Annotated in this window: 14 protein-coding genes; 8 read left to right on the top strand and 6 right to left on the bottom strand. The window is 63.4% G+C overall.

The window, feature by feature from the left end:
- The first annotated feature begins 66 nt into the window (after positions 1-66).
- The 4 genes from G8E03_RS04005 to G8E03_RS03990 all read left to right on the top strand — a co-directional run bounded on the left by G8E03_RS04005 (position 67) and on the right by G8E03_RS03990 (position 3766).
- The gene (locus tag G8E03_RS04005) at positions 67-807 is read left to right on the top strand and encodes an SDR family oxidoreductase (RefSeq protein ID WP_166188926.1); all 741 of its coding nucleotides are present in this window, start codon (positions 67-69) and stop codon (positions 805-807) included.
- Entirely contained in the window at positions 791-1783 is a 993-nt protein-coding gene (locus tag G8E03_RS04000; RefSeq protein WP_166188924.1) for a P1 family peptidase, read from the top strand. The genes G8E03_RS04005 and G8E03_RS04000 overlap by 17 nt, the downstream gene beginning before the upstream one ends.
- 97 nt (positions 1784-1880) lie before the next feature.
- Positions 1881-2420, top strand: coding sequence for a TRAP transporter small permease (locus G8E03_RS03995; protein WP_166188922.1), 540 nt, complete (start codon positions 1881-1883; stop codon positions 2418-2420).
- Positions 2417-3766 carry a TRAP transporter large permease gene (locus G8E03_RS03990; protein ID WP_166188920.1) on the top strand — a complete coding sequence of 450 codons (1350 nt, stop codon included), beginning with the start codon at positions 2417-2419 and terminating at the stop codon, positions 3764-3766. Before G8E03_RS03995 ends, G8E03_RS03990 begins: the two co-directional genes overlap by 4 nt.
- 75 nt (positions 3767-3841) lie before the next feature.
- On the opposite strand, the gene G8E03_RS03985 is transcribed toward G8E03_RS03990, so the two are convergent.
- From G8E03_RS03985 to G8E03_RS03975, 3 genes are read right to left on the bottom strand one after another with little or no spacing between them, the layout of a single operon-like run.
- On the bottom strand, positions 3842-3985 hold the full coding sequence (locus G8E03_RS03985; protein WP_166188918.1) for an entericidin A/B family lipoprotein: 144 nt from the start codon (positions 3983-3985) through the stop codon (positions 3842-3844).
- Positions 3986-4031: 46 nt separating this feature from the next.
- On the bottom strand, positions 4032-4580 hold the full coding sequence (locus G8E03_RS03980; protein WP_166188915.1) for a sigma-70 family RNA polymerase sigma factor: 549 nt from the start codon (positions 4578-4580) through the stop codon (positions 4032-4034).
- Entirely contained in the window at positions 4573-4725 is a 153-nt protein-coding gene (locus tag G8E03_RS03975) for a NepR family anti-sigma factor (protein WP_166188913.1), read from the bottom strand. The genes G8E03_RS03980 and G8E03_RS03975 overlap by 8 nt, the downstream gene beginning before the upstream one ends.
- 168 nt (positions 4726-4893) lie before the next feature.
- Here G8E03_RS03975 and G8E03_RS03970 point away from each other — a divergent pair, with 168 nt between their 5' ends.
- From G8E03_RS03970 to G8E03_RS03960, 3 genes are all read left to right on the top strand, one after another.
- On the top strand, positions 4894-5691 hold the full coding sequence (locus tag G8E03_RS03970; protein ID WP_240910418.1) for a response regulator: 798 nt from the start codon (positions 4894-4896) through the stop codon (positions 5689-5691).
- Positions 5692-5886: 195 nt separating this feature from the next.
- Positions 5887-7683 carry an autotransporter assembly complex protein TamA gene (locus tag G8E03_RS03965; RefSeq protein WP_166188908.1) on the top strand — a complete coding sequence of 599 codons (1797 nt, stop codon included), beginning with the start codon at positions 5887-5889 and terminating at the stop codon, positions 7681-7683.
- On the top strand, positions 7683-12887 hold the full coding sequence (locus G8E03_RS03960; RefSeq protein ID WP_166188906.1) for a translocation/assembly module TamB domain-containing protein: 5205 nt from the start codon (positions 7683-7685) through the stop codon (positions 12885-12887). The genes G8E03_RS03965 and G8E03_RS03960 overlap by 1 nt, the downstream gene beginning before the upstream one ends.
- A gap of 34 nt (positions 12888-12921) precedes the next feature.
- Here the strand turns inward: G8E03_RS03960 and G8E03_RS03955 are convergent, their stop codons facing one another.
- Positions 12922-13830 carry an NUDIX hydrolase gene (locus tag G8E03_RS03955; RefSeq protein WP_205793233.1) on the bottom strand — a complete coding sequence of 303 codons (909 nt, stop codon included), beginning with the start codon at positions 13828-13830 and terminating at the stop codon, positions 12922-12924.
- Entirely contained in the window at positions 13827-14414 is a 588-nt protein-coding gene (locus tag G8E03_RS03950) for an HD domain-containing protein (RefSeq protein ID WP_166188904.1), read from the bottom strand. Before G8E03_RS03950 ends, G8E03_RS03955 begins: the two co-directional genes overlap by 4 nt.
- A gap of 87 nt (positions 14415-14501) precedes the next feature.
- On the opposite strand from G8E03_RS03950, the gene ahcY reads away from it, so the two are divergent.
- Positions 14502-15893, top strand: coding sequence for an adenosylhomocysteinase (ahcY, locus tag G8E03_RS03945; RefSeq protein ID WP_166188902.1), 1392 nt, complete (start codon positions 14502-14504; stop codon positions 15891-15893).
- A 105-nt stretch (positions 15894-15998) separates the two neighbouring features.
- Here ahcY and G8E03_RS03940 read toward each other — a convergent pair whose 3' ends face one another.
- Positions 15999-16625 (bottom strand): NYN domain-containing protein, encoded by a 627-nt coding sequence (locus tag G8E03_RS03940; RefSeq protein WP_240910417.1) that lies wholly within the window; start codon positions 16623-16625, stop codon positions 15999-16001.
- Positions 16626-16661: the final 36 nt, after the last annotated feature.

Genomic DNA, 16661 nt, shown 5'->3' with positions numbered 1-16661 from the left:
CTCACAGGCGCGGCACGGACAGGCGGTGTCGGCAGAAAAATTTGGAAACGCAGGAAGGGCACGCTCATGCGATTGAAGGACAAGACGGCCATCATCACCGGCGGTGCGTCCGGTTTCGGCGCCGGCATCGCGCGGAAATTCGCAACCGAGGGGGCCCGGATCATCATCGCGGATATCGACAGCGACGCCGCGCAGGCCGTCGCGGGCGAACTGGGCTGCGATGCCATTCAGGTCGATATCGGTGAGGCGGACAGCGTGGCGCGACTGGCGACCGAGGCGCACGCGATCTTCGGCACGCCGGATATCCTCATCAACAATGCAGGCGTCACCCATCTGCCCAAACCGATGGAGGAGGTGACGGAGGACGAATTCGACCGCGTTCTGCGGGTCAACGTCAAGTCGATCTACCTGACCGCGCGCGCCTTCGTCCCTGATATGAAGATCCGTGGATCGGGCGTTTTCATCAATGTCGCCTCCACCGCCGGGGTCAGCCCGCGCCCCAACCTCAACTGGTACAATGCCTCAAAGGGCTGGGTCATCACCGCCACCAAGGCGATGGCGGTCGAGCTGGCCCCGTTCGGCATCCGCGTCAACGCGTTGAACCCCGTGGCGGGGGAAACGCCCTTGCTCAAAAGCTTCATGGGGGAGGATACGCCGGAGATGCGCGCAAAATTCCTCGCCACCATTCCGCTCGGCCGGTTTTCCACGCCCGAGGATATGGGAAATGCCGCCTGCTTCCTGGCCTCGGACGAGGCGAGCATGATTACGGGTGTCGCGATGGAGGTGGACGGTGGTCGCTGCATTTGAACCCGGCCCGCGCAATCTGATCACCGATGTGGAGGGGCTGCGCGTCGGCAACGCGCAGGACGACACCGTTCGGACCGGCTGCACCGTCCTGCTGGGGGATGCGCCGCTGACCTGCGGTGTGCATGTGATGGGCGGTGCCCCCGGCACGCGGGAGACGGACCTGCTGGCGCCGGACAAATCGGTGCAGGCGGTCGATGCGCTGGTGCTGTCGGGGGGCTCTGCCTTCGGTCTGGATGCCGGGGCGGGGGTGATGGACGCGCTGGCGGCGGACGGGCGCGGATTTTGCGTCGGACCGGCGCGCGTACCGATCGTGCCCGCCGCGATCCTGTTCGATCTGATCAATGGGGGCGACAAATCGTGGAGCGTGAACCCCTATCGTGCCCTGGGCGCGATGGCGTATCGGCAGGCGGGGGCCGAGTTCGCCCTCGGCTCGACCGGGGCCGGAACGGGTGCCATCGCTGGACGGTTGAAGGGCGGGCTGGGATCGGCCTCACTTCGATTGCCCTCGGGGCATGTCGTGGGGGCCGTGGTGGCGGTAAATTCGCTGGGCAATGTAACCAGTGACGGGCGGCGGTTCTGGGCGGCCCCGTTCGAGATCGGGGAGGAATTCGGCGGATTGGGCACCGGGGCCCCGCCCTCGCTCGCCGATACGTTCCGCACCAAGGCGGAGGTCTTCGAGCGCGCCAACACCACCATCGCCATTGTCGCAACGGATGCGACCCTCGACAAGGCCGGGTGCACCCGCATGGCGGTTGCGGCGCATGATGGCATGGCACGAGCGATCGTACCGTCGCATACGCCGATGGATGGCGATCTGGTCTTCGCCGCGGCGACAGGGGCGAAGGACGCGGCGGATCCGCTGCTTCTAGGCCATGCCGCAGCGATCTGTCTGGCCCGCGCGATAGCACGGGGCGTGTACGCGGCCCGTGCCGCGCCCGGCGATATCGTGCCGGCCTGGGTAGACCTCACGACTTGACACAGGCCGTCCGTTCAGGCCCCTGAGCGGCACGAACGGACGGGAGGTGGGTATGGCGACACTTGCACCACAGGCGCAGAGGCGTTTTGGCCGGTTTATGAGGTCCCTTTCCATGGGCGCGGCGCTGCTCGGCGGACTGGTGCTGGCCGGGATTGCGGGAATGACCGTGATTTCCGTCATCGGGCGGGCGCTGGCGGGGTACGGGCTGGGCCCGGTGCGGGGCGATTTCGAGCTGGTCCAGATCGGCTGCGCCATCGCGGTGTTCAGCTTCCTGCCATGGTGCCAGATCAGACGGGGCCACGTGACCGTCGATCTGCTGGTCGAGCGGTTTTCCCCGCGTGTGCAGGCCGCGCTGCGCCTGTTGGGCGACATCGCGTTGGGCGCGGTCGCGGTTCTGATGGCACGGCAGCTTTGGGCGGGCATGATTGACAAGTTCTGTGCCGACCCGTCGGACCCCCTGTTCGGCTGGTTGTGGAACATGACCGGCATCGCCCAGCCCTATTGCTGGGTCGAGGCGACATATGAGTTGAACCTGCCCGTCTGGTGGGGCTACACGGCCGGATCGCTGGGGGCGGGGCTATTCGCGGTGGTGACGCTGCATTCCGTCTGGCAATCCCTGAACGAGGTACTGCGATGAGCGGGGTGGAGCTTGCCATACTCGGCTTCGTGGCCATGCTGGGCATGATCGCGATACGCATCCCGATTGCAGCGGCGATGGCGATTACCGGCTTCGTGGGCGTGTGGATCCTGCGCGGCTCCCCCGATCCGATGATGAACCTGCTCAAGAGCGTGACTTGGGACGCCTTCGCCTCCTACTCGCTCAGCATTGTGCCGCTGTTCCTGCTGATGGGGCAGTTCGCGTCGAAATCCGGCATGTCCGAACGGTTGTTCCGCGCCACTGCGGACTGGCTGGGCCACCGGCCCGGCGGCATCGCGATCGCGGCGGTGGGGGCCTGCGCCGGATTCGGCGCGGTTTCGGGGTCTTCGCTGGCCACGGCCTCGACCATGGGGCAGGTCGCCCTACCCGAGATGAAGAGATACGGCTATTCCGACGCGCTGGCGACCGGCGTGCTGGCGGCGGGCGGAACGCTGGGCATCCTGATACCGCCTTCGATCATTCTGGTAATCTACGCCATTCTGACCGAACAGAATATCGAGAAGATGTTCGCGGCGGCGATCCTGCCGGGATTGCTGGCGGTGGCGGGATATATCCTCGTCGTCATGATTTATGTCGCGCTGCGGCCCGATGCGGCCCAGCGGATGCCGCGCCAGCCATGGGCCGTGCGCCGGTCATCGCTGGTTCGGGTCTGGCCGGTGGTGGCCGTCTTCGTGCTGGTGATCGGTGGGATCGCGGCTGACTGGAACTGGCTGAAACCGGGGAGACAGGCGCTGTTCACCCCGATCGAGGGGGCGGCGGTCGGCGCGGTTCTGACGGGATTATACGGTCTGCTGACCGGCGGCCTGGACAGGCGCAGCTTTACCGCCAGCATTCTGGAGGCGGCGCAGGCGACGGGCATGATCTACCTCATCCTGTTTGGGGCACAGGTGTTCAACACCTTCCTCGCCTTTACCCGAACACCTCAGGCGCTGGCCGATTGGGTGGTGACCGCAGGGTTCAGCCCGATGGTGGTGTTGCTTCTGATGCTGGCGACATATCTGATCTTCGGCTGTGTCATGGATTCGCTGAGCATGATTTTGCTGACGATCCCGATTTTCTTCCCCATCGTGCAAAGCCTCGAATTCGGGCTGACCCCTGATGAGACGGCGATCTGGTTCGGGATACTGGTGTTGATCGTGGTGGAGGTCGGGCTGATAACACCGCCCGTGGGGATGAATTTGTTCATCATCAACGCATTGGCGCGGGAGGTTCCGATAAGGCGCACCTATGCCGGTGTCATGCCCTTCGTGATCAGCGATCTGATCCGGGTGGCGGTACTGATCGCATCGCCCTGGCTCAGCCTGGTGCTGGTCCGCGCGATGTAGTCAGAGCTGGGGTATATGGGGGCAGACATGGCCGGGCGGCGTGCGCCCGGCCATGGAAAACTCAGCCCTGAAAACTCAGTTGGCGGCGTCTTGCGCGGCATCCTCGATGGCGTTGCCACCCTGCTGAATATCCTCACCGGCGCCGGCTACGGTGTTGCAGCCTGCCAAAACGGCGGCGGCCAGAACGAAGCTGGAGATGGTTGCAGTGATCTTGGACATTTTAGTCTCCTCGGTCTTGGTTGAAAAACTCGGTCTTGGTTGAAAATCAGGCGCTGCGAATGTCGACCATCGCAGCCAGTGTTGCGCCATCGGTCAGGCCCGGTTCATCCTCACGCATTTGAAGCATATCGGCAAGACGCGCGCGCGCACGGTTCACGCGGCTTTTGACAGTCCCCACGGCGCAATCGCAAATCTCCGCTGCCTCGTCATAGGACATACCCGCAGCACCGACGAGCATCAGGCTTTCCCTTTGATCGGGGGGCAAGGTCTCAAACGCCTTGCGGAAATCCGAAAGCTCCATCACGCCGTCCTGCGCGGGCTTTACGCTCAACCGTTCGGTATAGACGCCGTCAACGTCCTCCACTTCCCACTTCTGCTTGCGCTTTCCCGAATAGAAAGTGTTGCGCAGGATCGTGAAAAGCCAGGCACGCAGGTTGGTGCCTTCCTTGAATTTTTCCTTGTTCGACAATGCCTTGACGATGGTGTCCTGCACCAGATCGTCGGCGCGGGCATGTTCGCGGGTAAGCGATCGCCCGAAAGCTCGAAGGTCGGGAACCAGGTTCACGACGCCCTCCTCGAAGGTCATATCAGCCATCTGCCGCACCGCCATTGCCCGGCTGGGCTTTTTCACGCAGTTGCGCGACGAGGTTGGCGAGCTGGTCGGACATGGGTTCGTTCATGCTTTCCTCGTAGACCTTCTTGAGGTTGGCCTCGATCCGCCGCTCGCTGTCGTTGTTCATCTTCGAATCCTGTCCCGTCATGGCGGCCTGTCCCGTTTTTTCTTATCGCCTACATGTTTGACCGCCACGTGTACGGCTCTACACTCACAACGACAAGTTAGGGCAGTTCGTTCCAAAGGAAACGCCTGACTTCGCAACCTTCTTGAATTCCGGGGGACGGACATGAGCATGAACGACAAAATTGGTGAGGTGTTGCCAGAACTGCGACGCTACGCGCGCGCCTTGTGCGGATCGCAACACGCGGGCGACGCCTACGCGGCCGCGACGCTGGAGGCGATCCTGGCGGATCCCAGCGTGATGGAGCAGGGCGGCGACCCCAAACGCACCCTGTTCGAGGTATTCGGCGGCATCTGGCGCTCCACCGGGGCGGATGTTTCAAGCGATACCGGCGAAGGCTCCGCGCGGGAGGCCGTGATGCAGGGCCGCCTGTCCACCCTGACCCCGCGCACGCGTGAGGCCCTGCTGCTGCGCTTGCTGGAGGATTTCGGCCATGGCGACATCGCCCGGATCATGCGCGTTTCCAGCGACGAGGCGCAGGAGCTGGTCGAGATCGGCATGTCCGAACTGGAAAGCGAGCAACGATCGCGCGTGCTGATCATCGAGGATGAGCCGCTGATTGCGATGGACCTCAGCAATATCGTGGAGGGGTTGGGGCATGATGTCATCTCCGTCGCGCGCACCCATGCCGAGGCGATTGCCGCGGTGAACGACCTGACGCCGGATCTGATCCTGGCCGATGTGCGTCTGGCCGATGGGTCCAGCGGGATCGAGGCGGTGGACGAGATTCTGGAGGCCAGCGGCGCCGACATGCCGGTGATCTTCATCACCGCCTATCCCCAGCGCCTGCTGACGGGGGAACGTCGCGAGCCTGCCTTCGTCATCACCAAACCGTTCGAGGAGCGCAAGCTGCGCGTGCTGATCGACCAGGCGCTGTTTTTCCGCATGTTGCCCGAAACACAGGCCTAGGTCTCTGCCAACCGCAACACCTGCGATGATAACAAGCAGACAATCACACCGGCGAAATTCCGCCGGTGTGACCCTACGCGAATGTGTGCGGAACTTGTAGCCGCACAGCAGTCGGGTTCGCACGTTTGATGGTGCATCGTAGCGTTGATCTGAATAGGGTTTATCACAGACCCAAATGTATCGGAGCGTTCCCTGGTGTTGCGAATTCTGACCTCCCTGCTGATCGTTCTGACTGTTGCCGCCTGTGGAAAGGACGACCTGGGCTTCGTCGTGCCTCCGACCGCGGAAAGCGTCGATTACACGGTCACGCTGACCGGCGCCCCGACACAGGATGTCATCGATCTGGCCGAGGAGACGCTGCAACTCTACCGGCGGCAGGAGGACGGCGCCGCCTCGCCCGCCTTTCTGCGGCGGCGCGCGGACAACGATATCGACACGCTGAAATCGCTTCTGCAATCCGAGGGGTACTACACCCCCGAAGTTACACGCGTCGTGACCGGCGGCACAGATGACGAGGTTCTGAATGTCGAACTGATCATCATGCCGGGCACGGCCTATGAATTGCGCGAACATGCCTTCGATCTGAACGGCAGCGTCACCCAGCCGACCCTGCCCGCACCCGCCGAACTGGGGTCTCCGATAGGGGAACGGGCGCAAGCGATCCTGATACTGGAGGCCGAGGACGCCGCCATCGCCACCTTGCGCGGTGAGGGCTACGCCTATGCGCGCTATGTCGATCGGGAGGCCGTCGCCGACCCTGCGGATGGCAGCGTAACCGTTCGCTCGGTCATAGATGCCGGACAACCCCACACCTTCGGCTCCGTCAGCTATGTCGGGTTGAGCGCGGTCGAGGAGGAATATCTCGACACCTATATCACCTGGCAGCCAGGTCAGGTCTATGATGCGCTGACCCTCGCGGAATTTCAGCAGGACCTCGTGCGGACGGAACTGTTCAACACCGTCACCGCGGAACCACCCGAGGAATCGCCCGGTACCTCCGCCCTGCCGATCACGGTGACGGTGGATGAGCGCAAGCCGCGCACCGGCACTGTCGGACTGCGGTTCGACACGGATGTTGGCGTCACCCTGAATGCCTCGCTGGAGCATCGCAATCTGCTGGGCCGCAATGAAAATAGCCTGTTCGAGGTTGAACTTGGCACTGAGAACAGCTCGGCCGGGCTGAGTTTCCGCATCCCGCAATTCGGGCGCGACGGGCAGGTCCTGACCCTGGCCACGAAATATGCCAATATCGACGAGGATGCCTATAGCGGCGACATCTTCACCATCGGTGCCGGGGTGGAGCGGGAGTTGAGCGAGGAGTGGCGCGCGGGCGCATCCACCATTCTGGAAGTATCCGACGTGGTCGAAGATGGCGTCGATACCGAAATCTCCGTTCTGGGGTTCCCGCTGTTCGCGGCCTATGACAATACCGGCGACCCGCTGGACCCGCGCGAAGGCATTCGCGGGCGGCTGACCCTCTCACCCTTCGGGGGGGAGGTGGACGGCGACAGCGTGTCCTTCGTGCGGATCGACGGGCGCATCGCGAACTATTTGCCGCTGAATGAGGAACAGACATTCGTCCTGGCCTCACGCCTGCGCATCGGCTCGATCATTGCGGAAGACGTGTTCGACGTGCCGATCACCCGGCGCCTGTTCGCCGGGGGCGGCGGATCGGTGCGTGGCTACGCCAGCCGCTCGCTGGGCCCCGAGGATTCCAACGGCGATGCGCGCGGCGGTCTGTCTGCGGTCGAGATCGGAACCGAATTGCGTTTTCCCGTCCGGGGCGATCTGGGCGGCGTGGTTTTTGCCGAGGCAGGGAAGGTCTCCGACAATGTGTCGCCGGAATTCGACGATCTGCGCGCGGCCATGGGGTTGGGCGTGCGGTACTACTCACCCATCGGGCCTGTACGGGCCGATTTCGCCTTCCCCCTCGATCCCGACGCGGATGAGGACGGGTTCCAGTTCTACCTCGCAATCGGGCAGGCCTTTTGATGCGTATTCTGACCACCCTGCTGATCTGGCTGACGCTGAACCTTCCCGCCATGGCCCAGACCTCGATCTTCGATCTGGACAACCGGCTGGTGCAATTCGCGCTGAGCCAGATTTCCTCACCCGGCAGTTTCGAGATTACCGCTGATCTGGTCGAGGACGCCGAGGGCGCGACCCGTCTGAACGGGGTGGAGATCTCCGACGGCACCGGCGTCTGGCTGACCATCGAACAGTTGGTGGTGGATTGGAATTCCTCAGCCATTCTGCGCGGACAACTGGATCTGGAACGGATCATCATTCGCGGTCTGGACATGCAGCGCGCGCCATCGCCCAACGCCGAGGCGCCCGAGCTGGACGTGCAACCGACGCAGGGCACCCCGTCGCCTTTCGACTGGCCCCGCGCGCCCATTCCGATAATCCTCGACCAGATGACGCTGGAGGATATCCGCATCGGACCCGACGTTCTGGGGCAGAGCCTGACATTCGACGGTCAGGGTTCGGCCCGCGATCAGGGTGACGAGCAGCGACTGGAACTGACCATTACCCGGACCGACGATATCGACGGGGAAATCGCCCTGATCTATTTGCGTGATTTCGCGGCGGAAACGCTGGGCGTGGATCTGGTCGCGCGTGAATCCGCAGGCGGCGTCGTCGCCATGCTTGCAGGTTTTCCCGAGGACAGCGCCAGTGCCGTGCAACTCAGCGGCAACGGCCCGCGCGACAATTGGCAACTGACCTTCGACGCCGAAACCGACGACGTGTTCGAGGCGGAGGGCGCGGCCGTGGTCAGCTATGTCGAACCGCTGGGTGTCACGGCGGATTTCGTCCTGGTTCCCGGGCCGGAAATGTCCCCCTCCATCCGCGCCGTAACTGGTGAGCGTGCGGAACTGGATGTCGCGATCGTGCAGGGCGCGGATCGCGTGCTGCGCATCGACGCGCTGGAACTGGACAGCCCGGCCCTGCAACTCAACGGCACCGGCAGTTTCGATCTGACGACGCAGGCCAGCGATCTGGCGATCAGGGTGGAGGGAAACCGCGAATTGTCCAACCTGGTCGATGGCGTGGCCTTCGCGGGGTTCACCTTCGAGGGGCAGGTCACTGGCCCGCCCGATGACCTGACCGCACAGGGGCAGAGCGCGCTGATCGACTTCCAGTCCGCGCTGGTCGATGCCGAGCGTGTAACCCTGACCCTGAACGCCCGTCGTCTGGACGAACGGCTGCGCTTCACCGCCGACGGCACCGGAACCGGTCTGCGGCTGGATCAGGTCGATGCCGACACGCTGGGCGAGGCGACCCTGCGCATAGATGTGGTGCAGGAGGGGGAGCTGGTGGAGCTGAACACCGCCCGTCTGGACAGCCCGCTGATTTCCTTCTCCGCTGAGGGGCGCACCGATCTGGCCTTTCAGAATGCCGACCTGTCCATCGATCTGTCCACCGACAGCGTGGCGCCGATTGCCCGGTCCTACGGGCAGGAGGCCACAGGCGAACTGGCGCTGATCGGGCGCGTACAGCGCAACGAGGGCGTTCTGGACGGTCGCCTGTCCGGGCGCATCGCGGATTTCCGCAGCCCGCCCGCCGATCTGGAGCGTTTCGATCTGGTGGTCGAACTCGGCCAGCAGGGTGAGGATATCAGCATCAATCTGGACGGCACCGCCACCGGGCTGCGTCTTGATGAGCTGGAGGCAGGTCTGATCGGACCCGCTGAAATCGAGGGCCAGGCCACCCTCGGCGCACAAACCCTGACGCTCAACAGTTTCACCCTGCGCTCCATCCCGCTCGACGTTGATCTGAGCGCCACGCAGGAGCGTGGAACAGGCCTCGCGCAGTTTGAGGCGCGGGTCCAGACCCAGGAGGCGGAACCGTTCGCGCAGGCCTACGGCATCGACGCCTCGGGGCGGCTGGATCTGCGGGCCGAGGGAACGGTATCCGAAGGTGTCCTATCCGCCACCACGACGGCGCAGGTGCTGGAGCCGCGCTTCGCTGACATCGCCCGTGCCGATCGGCTGAACCTGAATGCCAGCGTGGTGGGCGGGGCCGAGGCGGGCTATACCGTGCGCGGTGCGCTGAATGCCGAACGGTTGAGCGCCATGGACGTATCCGCCGACGTCATCGGGCCCGTGCGGCTGGAAACGGAGCTGCTGTTCGCGGACGGAGTGCTCGACCTGCAACGCATCGACCTGACCAGCCGCGCCGTGGATGCGACGGGCGCGGCGCAATACGCCATTGATGGCGGCGATCTGTCGGCCAGGCTGGATGCCGAGGTGCCGCGCCTCGCCCCTCTCGCCGAGGCTTTCGGCCAACCGCTCGAAGGGGCGCTGACCCTCACGGCGGAGGTCGCGCGCATTGACGATGTGATCGACGCTGAGGTTCAGATGGACCTGCGCGGCGGTGCCTATGGTGAGCTTGCCGATATCGCAGCCGCCGAGATTCGGCTGAACCTGGACGGCCCGCTCGACGATTATACCGTCGCCGCGAATGCCGAAATGGCGGGCCTGCGCCTGGACAGGCTGACGCCCGAAATCCTCGGCCCCGTCACGCTGGACGCCACTGCGCGGATTACCGATTCCGCTTTGGTCACCGCTGAGGCCGGCCTGACCTCTGACGCGTTGAGCGGCACCCTGACGCCGCGTGAGGGCGGGCAGGTGCTGGACTATGCCCTGCGCTCGACCAACATCGCCAATCTGGCCCGCGCCTACGATATTCAGGCCAGCGGTGTGCTGCGGGCTGAGGGCACAGTCTCGCTGGGCGAACCGATGCGGATCGACGGATCGGCCGGTGTGCGCGGGTTGAGCGTGGCAGGAACGCCGCTGGGCACCATCGCACTGGAACATGAGGTCGTGCTGGGCGACGACATCGCGGCGAATATCGCCCTGATCGGCAGCGATGGCACGCTGGCGAACACAGATGTCTCGGCTGATATCGCGCTGTCGGACGGAACGCTGACCTTGCGCGACCTCGACGGCACGCTGGTTGGGCAACGGCTGTCTGGACGCGCCGATGTCGATCTGGCGACCTTGCTGACGGAGGCGACGCTGGATCTGTCGCGCGCCGATCTGTCGCTGATCCCGCTGGCCGATCTGGACGGCACGGGTTCGGGGCGTATCACCCTGACTCCGCGCGGCGGGCGGCAGGATGCGACTGTATCGCTGAACCTCAACGGTGCCGGAACCGGTGCGATCACGGCAGCCAGCACCAGCATCGAAGCCGACGCTACCGATCTGCTCGGGGGCGATCCGGGTATTGCCGCCGATGTGGCGGTAGAGGGGCTCGACCTTGGTGCCGCGCAGATCACAACGGCGGATATCGACGCGAACGGTCGCCTCTCGGATCTGACGGTCGGCGTTGCGGCTACGGGTACGGCACTGGAAAAACCGCTGACGCTGGACACGCGCGCGCAGGTCGCAATGCAGGGCGGGGCGACAAATGTCAGCGTCTCCGCGCTGAACACGACGTTGGGCGACGCACGGATTTCGCTGGAGCGCCCGCTGCAACTGTCCATTGCGGGCGGTGCTGTGCGAGCCGATGATATCGCGATCCGCCTGCCCGGCGCAGGAATGCTGACCGGATCCGTGCAATTGATCGGGGGCGGTCTGGTCGGATCGCTGCAGGCGAACGGGGTAGATCTTGAAACGTTGGTTGAGGAACTGGGCGTGTCCGTCGTGGCCGGGCGTCTGGACGCGACAGCGCAGTTCGACACCCGCCCGTCGCGCGCCAGTGCCACGCTGAACGGAACGCTGGTGAATTTCGTAGGCTCCGACGTGCTGGAGGAAGGGCTGACAGTCGATGCCGTCTTCGAAGCCGACTGGAACGGCCGGGTCGTGGATGCGGGGGTGATCGTCAACGGGGGCTTCGAGGAACCTTTCCAGATCGAGGCATCGGTGCCGCTGGTCGCCCGTGCGGGCAGCCCGATTCCGCAGCCCGCGATGAATCAACCGCTCAGCGCGACGGTCCGGTGGGCGGGCGAAGTGCGCCCGTTATGGGCATTCGTACCGGCACCGGGCCAAATCCTGTCTGGCCGCGGCACGCTGGATCTGGACGTGGACGGCACGCTCGCCTCGCCGCGCGTTGGTGGCAACGTGTCACTGTCCGATGGACGGTACGAGAATCTGGATCTGGGCCTGATCCTGACGGAACTGACAATCATCAGCGATATCGACCCGAACGGCAATCTGGGCTTCGTCGTGCAGGGCAGCGATGGCGGGCAAGGCTTCGTGTCGGGCACGTTGAACCTGGACACCGGCGACGGCCCGCTGACCCTGGTGTCCGAGTTCGTGGCGGAGGACGCCGTTCTGATCCGCCGCGATGACCTGACCGCGCAGATCAGCGGCACGGTCGGCGTCAACGGGCCGCTCAGGGCGCTTGACGTGGCCGGAGAGCTGAACGTGGATCGGGCCGAATTCCGGCTGGTCAACGCCACCCCGCCCGAGATCGTCACCCTTGGCGACGTGCACATCATCGGTGAGCCGGAGGAGGAGGAGGAGAGGAGCGCTCCGACCTCCATCAGCCTGAACATCGACGTTCGCGCGGCAGACGGCCTGTTCGTGCGGGGCCGGGGGCTGGAATCGGAATGGGCCTTGGCGCTGGACGTGCGCGGCACCGCCGCATCGCCCCGGATCACTGGTCAGATCGAGCGGTTGCGCGGCACCTTCTCGCTTATCGGGCGAAGCTTCGATCTGGAGGAAGGCGTCATCACCTTCGACGGCGGGGCGAATATCGACCCGCGCCTGAACATCGTTCTCAGCCGTACCGATGACGATCTGACGGGACAGATCATCATTTCCGGGTCCGCCAGCGATCCGCAGATCGACTTTGCCTCGCAACCCGCCCTGCCGCAGGAGGAGGTTCTGCCCCAACTTCTGTTCGGCCAATCGCAACAAAGCCTCAACGCAGGTCAGGCGCTGCAACTCGCATCGGGCCTAGCGACATTGCTGTCCGGCAACAGTGGTCCGTTCGACGTCGCCCGGGGCGCCCTGGGCGTGGATGTGCTGCAACTCGATGCGGGCAGCGGGGGTGACGGTTCCAGCCTGACCGTGGGCAAGACGTTGAGCCAGGGCGTGTTCATCGGCGCGGAAACCGCACTGGACGGATCGGGAGAGAGCACCGTGGTGATCGAGTTGGACGTCATTCGCAACGTGGTGATCGACGCCCGAATCGCGGCCGGGTCGGGATCGTCATCGGTGGGGATCAGCTATTCCCGCGATTTCTGAGGACATCGCGCGGAACGCGCGGTGCCTGCCGGGATCAGCGCACCCGCGCCCCGCCGAAACGGACAGGACTGACACGTCGTTCCCACTCCGCCTCCGCGGCGAAGCGGTATTCGGATGCGGGCCGACCGCCGCGCCTGCTGGTTTGCGCGCCCGTCGGCTCGATCAGGCCGGATTGCATCATCATCCTGCGAAAGTTCTGCTTGTGCAGCAACTGGCCAGATACCGCCTCCGCCGCGCTTTGCAATTCAAACAGGGTGAACGTCTCACGCATCAACTCGAACAGGACGGGACGGTATTTCAGCTTCGCCCGCAGACGCCCGATGCCGGTCGCGAGGATACGCCGGTGATCGCGCGGCATGGGGCGGCCCGTGCCTGCGAGCTCTGCCGGAACAGGCTGCCCGCGATCATTGAAATATTCCGCCACCAGACCCGCTTCATACAGCAGTTCGTAGCGCTCCAGCACCAGCTCGTCGCGCCAGGGATGCCCCTCCAGCCCGAAGGACAGCCGCAACCGGTCCCGCTTGTTTGAGGTATTTGCCCATTGGCGCAGGCGCGGCTCCAACAGGTCGGTCAGGGTCGGCGGCACCCCCTCGCGCCGATCCTCCCACGGGAAGAACTGCGCCCAGGCGCGCCAGTCCTGCCCCTTCAGCCGTTCGCGCCCCGGCACGATGGCCAGATACCCGATGGAGACGTGATGCGCCCCCTCACCCCCGGCGCGATCGCCAAAGGTGTAGAGCTGCTCGACATGCGACAGGGTATGGCCTGTATCGCTTTCGACCCAGTCACGCAGCGACATCTCCAACGTGCCGTGGCGTTCGGGATCAAAGGCCCGCGTCGGCAGCTCCGGTCCCGGCAGGGTCAGCACATGCGGAACGGCGCGGTGCTCCCCCTCGATCACGCCGACCAGCACGGCGCTGAGGCCCAGTTCGATCTCCCGGCTCACATCGCGGCCATATGCTGTGCGAATCGATCCAGAAAGGCATCCTTCACCACGCTGGGCGGGCGCAGGTCGATGCGGATCGCTTCAGCCGGTTTGTGACGCGGTGCCCCGAACAGGCGGTTCGCCTCCGCTTTCGTGAAGCCCGCGATGCGCACTGCCTCCGCCCAGGCGGAGATCCTGTCGGCCCGCTTGATCCGCTGCTTGACCGTCATCGGGATCACCGGCGGCAGGCCAAAGCGCTGATGCACCGCCGCCGTCAACCGCATGTCCATCGCCTTGTATCCCGGCCCGACAGCGGATTTCACGGGTGAGATCATGTCACCGATCACGTATTCGGGCGCATCGTGCAGCAAGGCCGCCAGCCGCCATCTGGCCGGGCTTTTGGGATTCATCTCATGAAACAGATCATCTACCAGCAGGGAATGTTCGGCGACGGAATAGGGCCATTCGCCCCGCGTCTGTCCGTTCCACCGCGCGACGAAGGCCAGACCGTGCGCTATATCCTCGATCTCCACGTCCAGTGGCGAGGGATCCAGCAGATCCAGCCTGCGTCCCGACAGCATCCGTTGCCAAGCCCGTTCCGTCATATCACCTCCTGCGGCATCGTCTGCATTGTGAGACGTGGCCGCTTTTGCTATGTGCGCGTCAAGTATGAATTAAGGGAGCCGCAGGTTATGGCCAACGATTACGTCGTCAAGGATATCTCTCTCGCCGATTACGGGCGCAAGGAACTCGACATCGCGGAGACGGAAATGCCGGGGCTTATGGCCTGCCGCACCGAGTTCGGTGAGAGCAAGCCGCTCAAGGGTGCGCGCATCGTCGGATCGCTGCACATGACGATCCAGACCGCGGTTCTGATCGAGACTCTGGTGGAGCTGGGCGCCGATGTCCGCTGGGCCTCGTGCAACATCTTCTCGACGCAGGATCACGCGGCGGCGGCGATCGCGGCGGGCGGCACACCGGTCTTCGCGGTCAAGGGCCAGACGCTGGAGGAGCATTGGGATTACCTCGACAAGTCCTTCATGTTTGCCGAAGGCGCGAACATGATCCTGGACGATGGCGGCGACGCCACGCTCTATGTCCTGCTGGGCGCGCGGGTCGAAGCGGGTGAGACGGACCTGATCGAGGTTCCCACCTCGGAGGAGGAGGAGGCAATCTTCGCCCAGATCAAGAAGCGCATGGCCGAGACCCCCGGCTTCTTCACCAAGACGCGCGACGCCATCGTCGGCGTGTCCGAGGAAACCACCACCGGCGTCCACCGCCTGTACGATCTGCACAAGAAGGGCCAGCTGCCCTTCCCCGCGATCAACGTAAACGACAGCGTGACCAAGTCGAAATTCGACAACAAATATGGCTGCAAGGAATCCCTGGTCGATGGCATCCGCCGCGCGACCGATACGATGATGGCGGGCAAGGTCGCCGTGGTCTGCGGTTACGGCGACGTGGGCAAGGGCTCCGCCGCGTCGCTGGCCGGTGCGGGTGCACGGGTCAAGGTGACGGAGGTCGATCCGATCTGCGCCTTGCAGGCGGCGATGGACGGCTTCGAGGTCGTGACGCTGGAGGACGCGGTGAAAACCGCCGACGTCTTCGTCACCACCACCGGCAACAAGGACGTCATCCGCATCGAACACATGCGTGAGATGAAGGACATGGCGATCGTCGGCAATATCGGGCACTTCGACAACGAGATTCAGGTCGCCGCCCTCAAGAACCACAAGTGGACCAACATCAAGGACCAGGTGGACATGATCGAGATGCCCTCCGGCTCCCGCATCATCCTGCTGTCCCAGGGCCGCCTGCTGAACCTGGGCAACGCAACTGGCCACCCGTCCTTCGTGATGTCCGCGTCCTTCACCAACCAGGTGCTGGCGCAGATCGAGCTGTGGACCAAGGGCGACGAGTACCAGCCCGGCGTCTACATCCTGCCCAAGCATCTGGATGAGAAGGTCGCAAGGCTCCACCTCGACCGCATCGGCGTGAAATTGTCGAAGCTGAGCGACGAGCAGGCAGGCTATATCGGCGTCAGCGCGGATGGGCCGTTCAAGCCGGAGCATTATCGATACTGAGGTTCAGGTATCGGTGAAGATTGGGAGGCCCTGCCGGAAACGGTGGGGTCTCACATCTGAAATAGAGCACTCTACGATTTCTTACACAGTCTTTAATAAAAACATCTAGGGCCGCTTATCTGGATGAACCCAACCACTAGGTGGGGAGTATTCTTTTGGTCGTCTGGCAGGAGGTTTGCCAATCAGTATCTCTGGCATTACGCATTTCTCAATATGTTCAAGCGTAAGTTTAATTTTGGCATCTGCGTATTTCGCAATATGAGATGATGGCTTTCGGTTGGGCGGAGCAACAGTCGTGAATTTCTTCTCCGGAAATTTTTCCTTAAATAATTTTGCAGTAGCAGACTGGTCAGAATCCTGAGTGATAAGATATATATGATCGACCTTATCCAAGAACGCATCACTCAAAAGATGAATAGCCACATTAATGTCACCAGCTTTTTCAGTGGGTTTCTTCCATGAACTACCACAGCTCCTGCAACTTGCATCTTCGTGAACGTAGTGCCCTAGCTGCACATCAACGCCTTTAATTTTCATTGCATTTACAAATTGTTGGTGCCGCCATTTTTTCTGATCATCTGGGTAATAAGCAGTGCAATAACAAACTTTTACCAGCTGTTCCGTTTGACTTGGGATAATAATTTCGCCCAATTTCCAGTAGTCAGCCCACTTAAGATGTGGCTCACCAAGGTCATCAACCGCGTGATATAAATTGAAGCCATCGATATACAAACCCGCTCGAATTTTCAAAAATCACCCTTGATTCCA

The organism is Pontivivens nitratireducens (assembly GCF_011290545.1).
Lineage (GTDB): Bacteria > Pseudomonadota > Alphaproteobacteria > Rhodobacterales > Rhodobacteraceae > Pontivivens > Pontivivens nitratireducens.
Note: the sequence above shows the minus strand (reverse complement) of the source record. Positions and strands in the feature narration are given on the sequence as shown.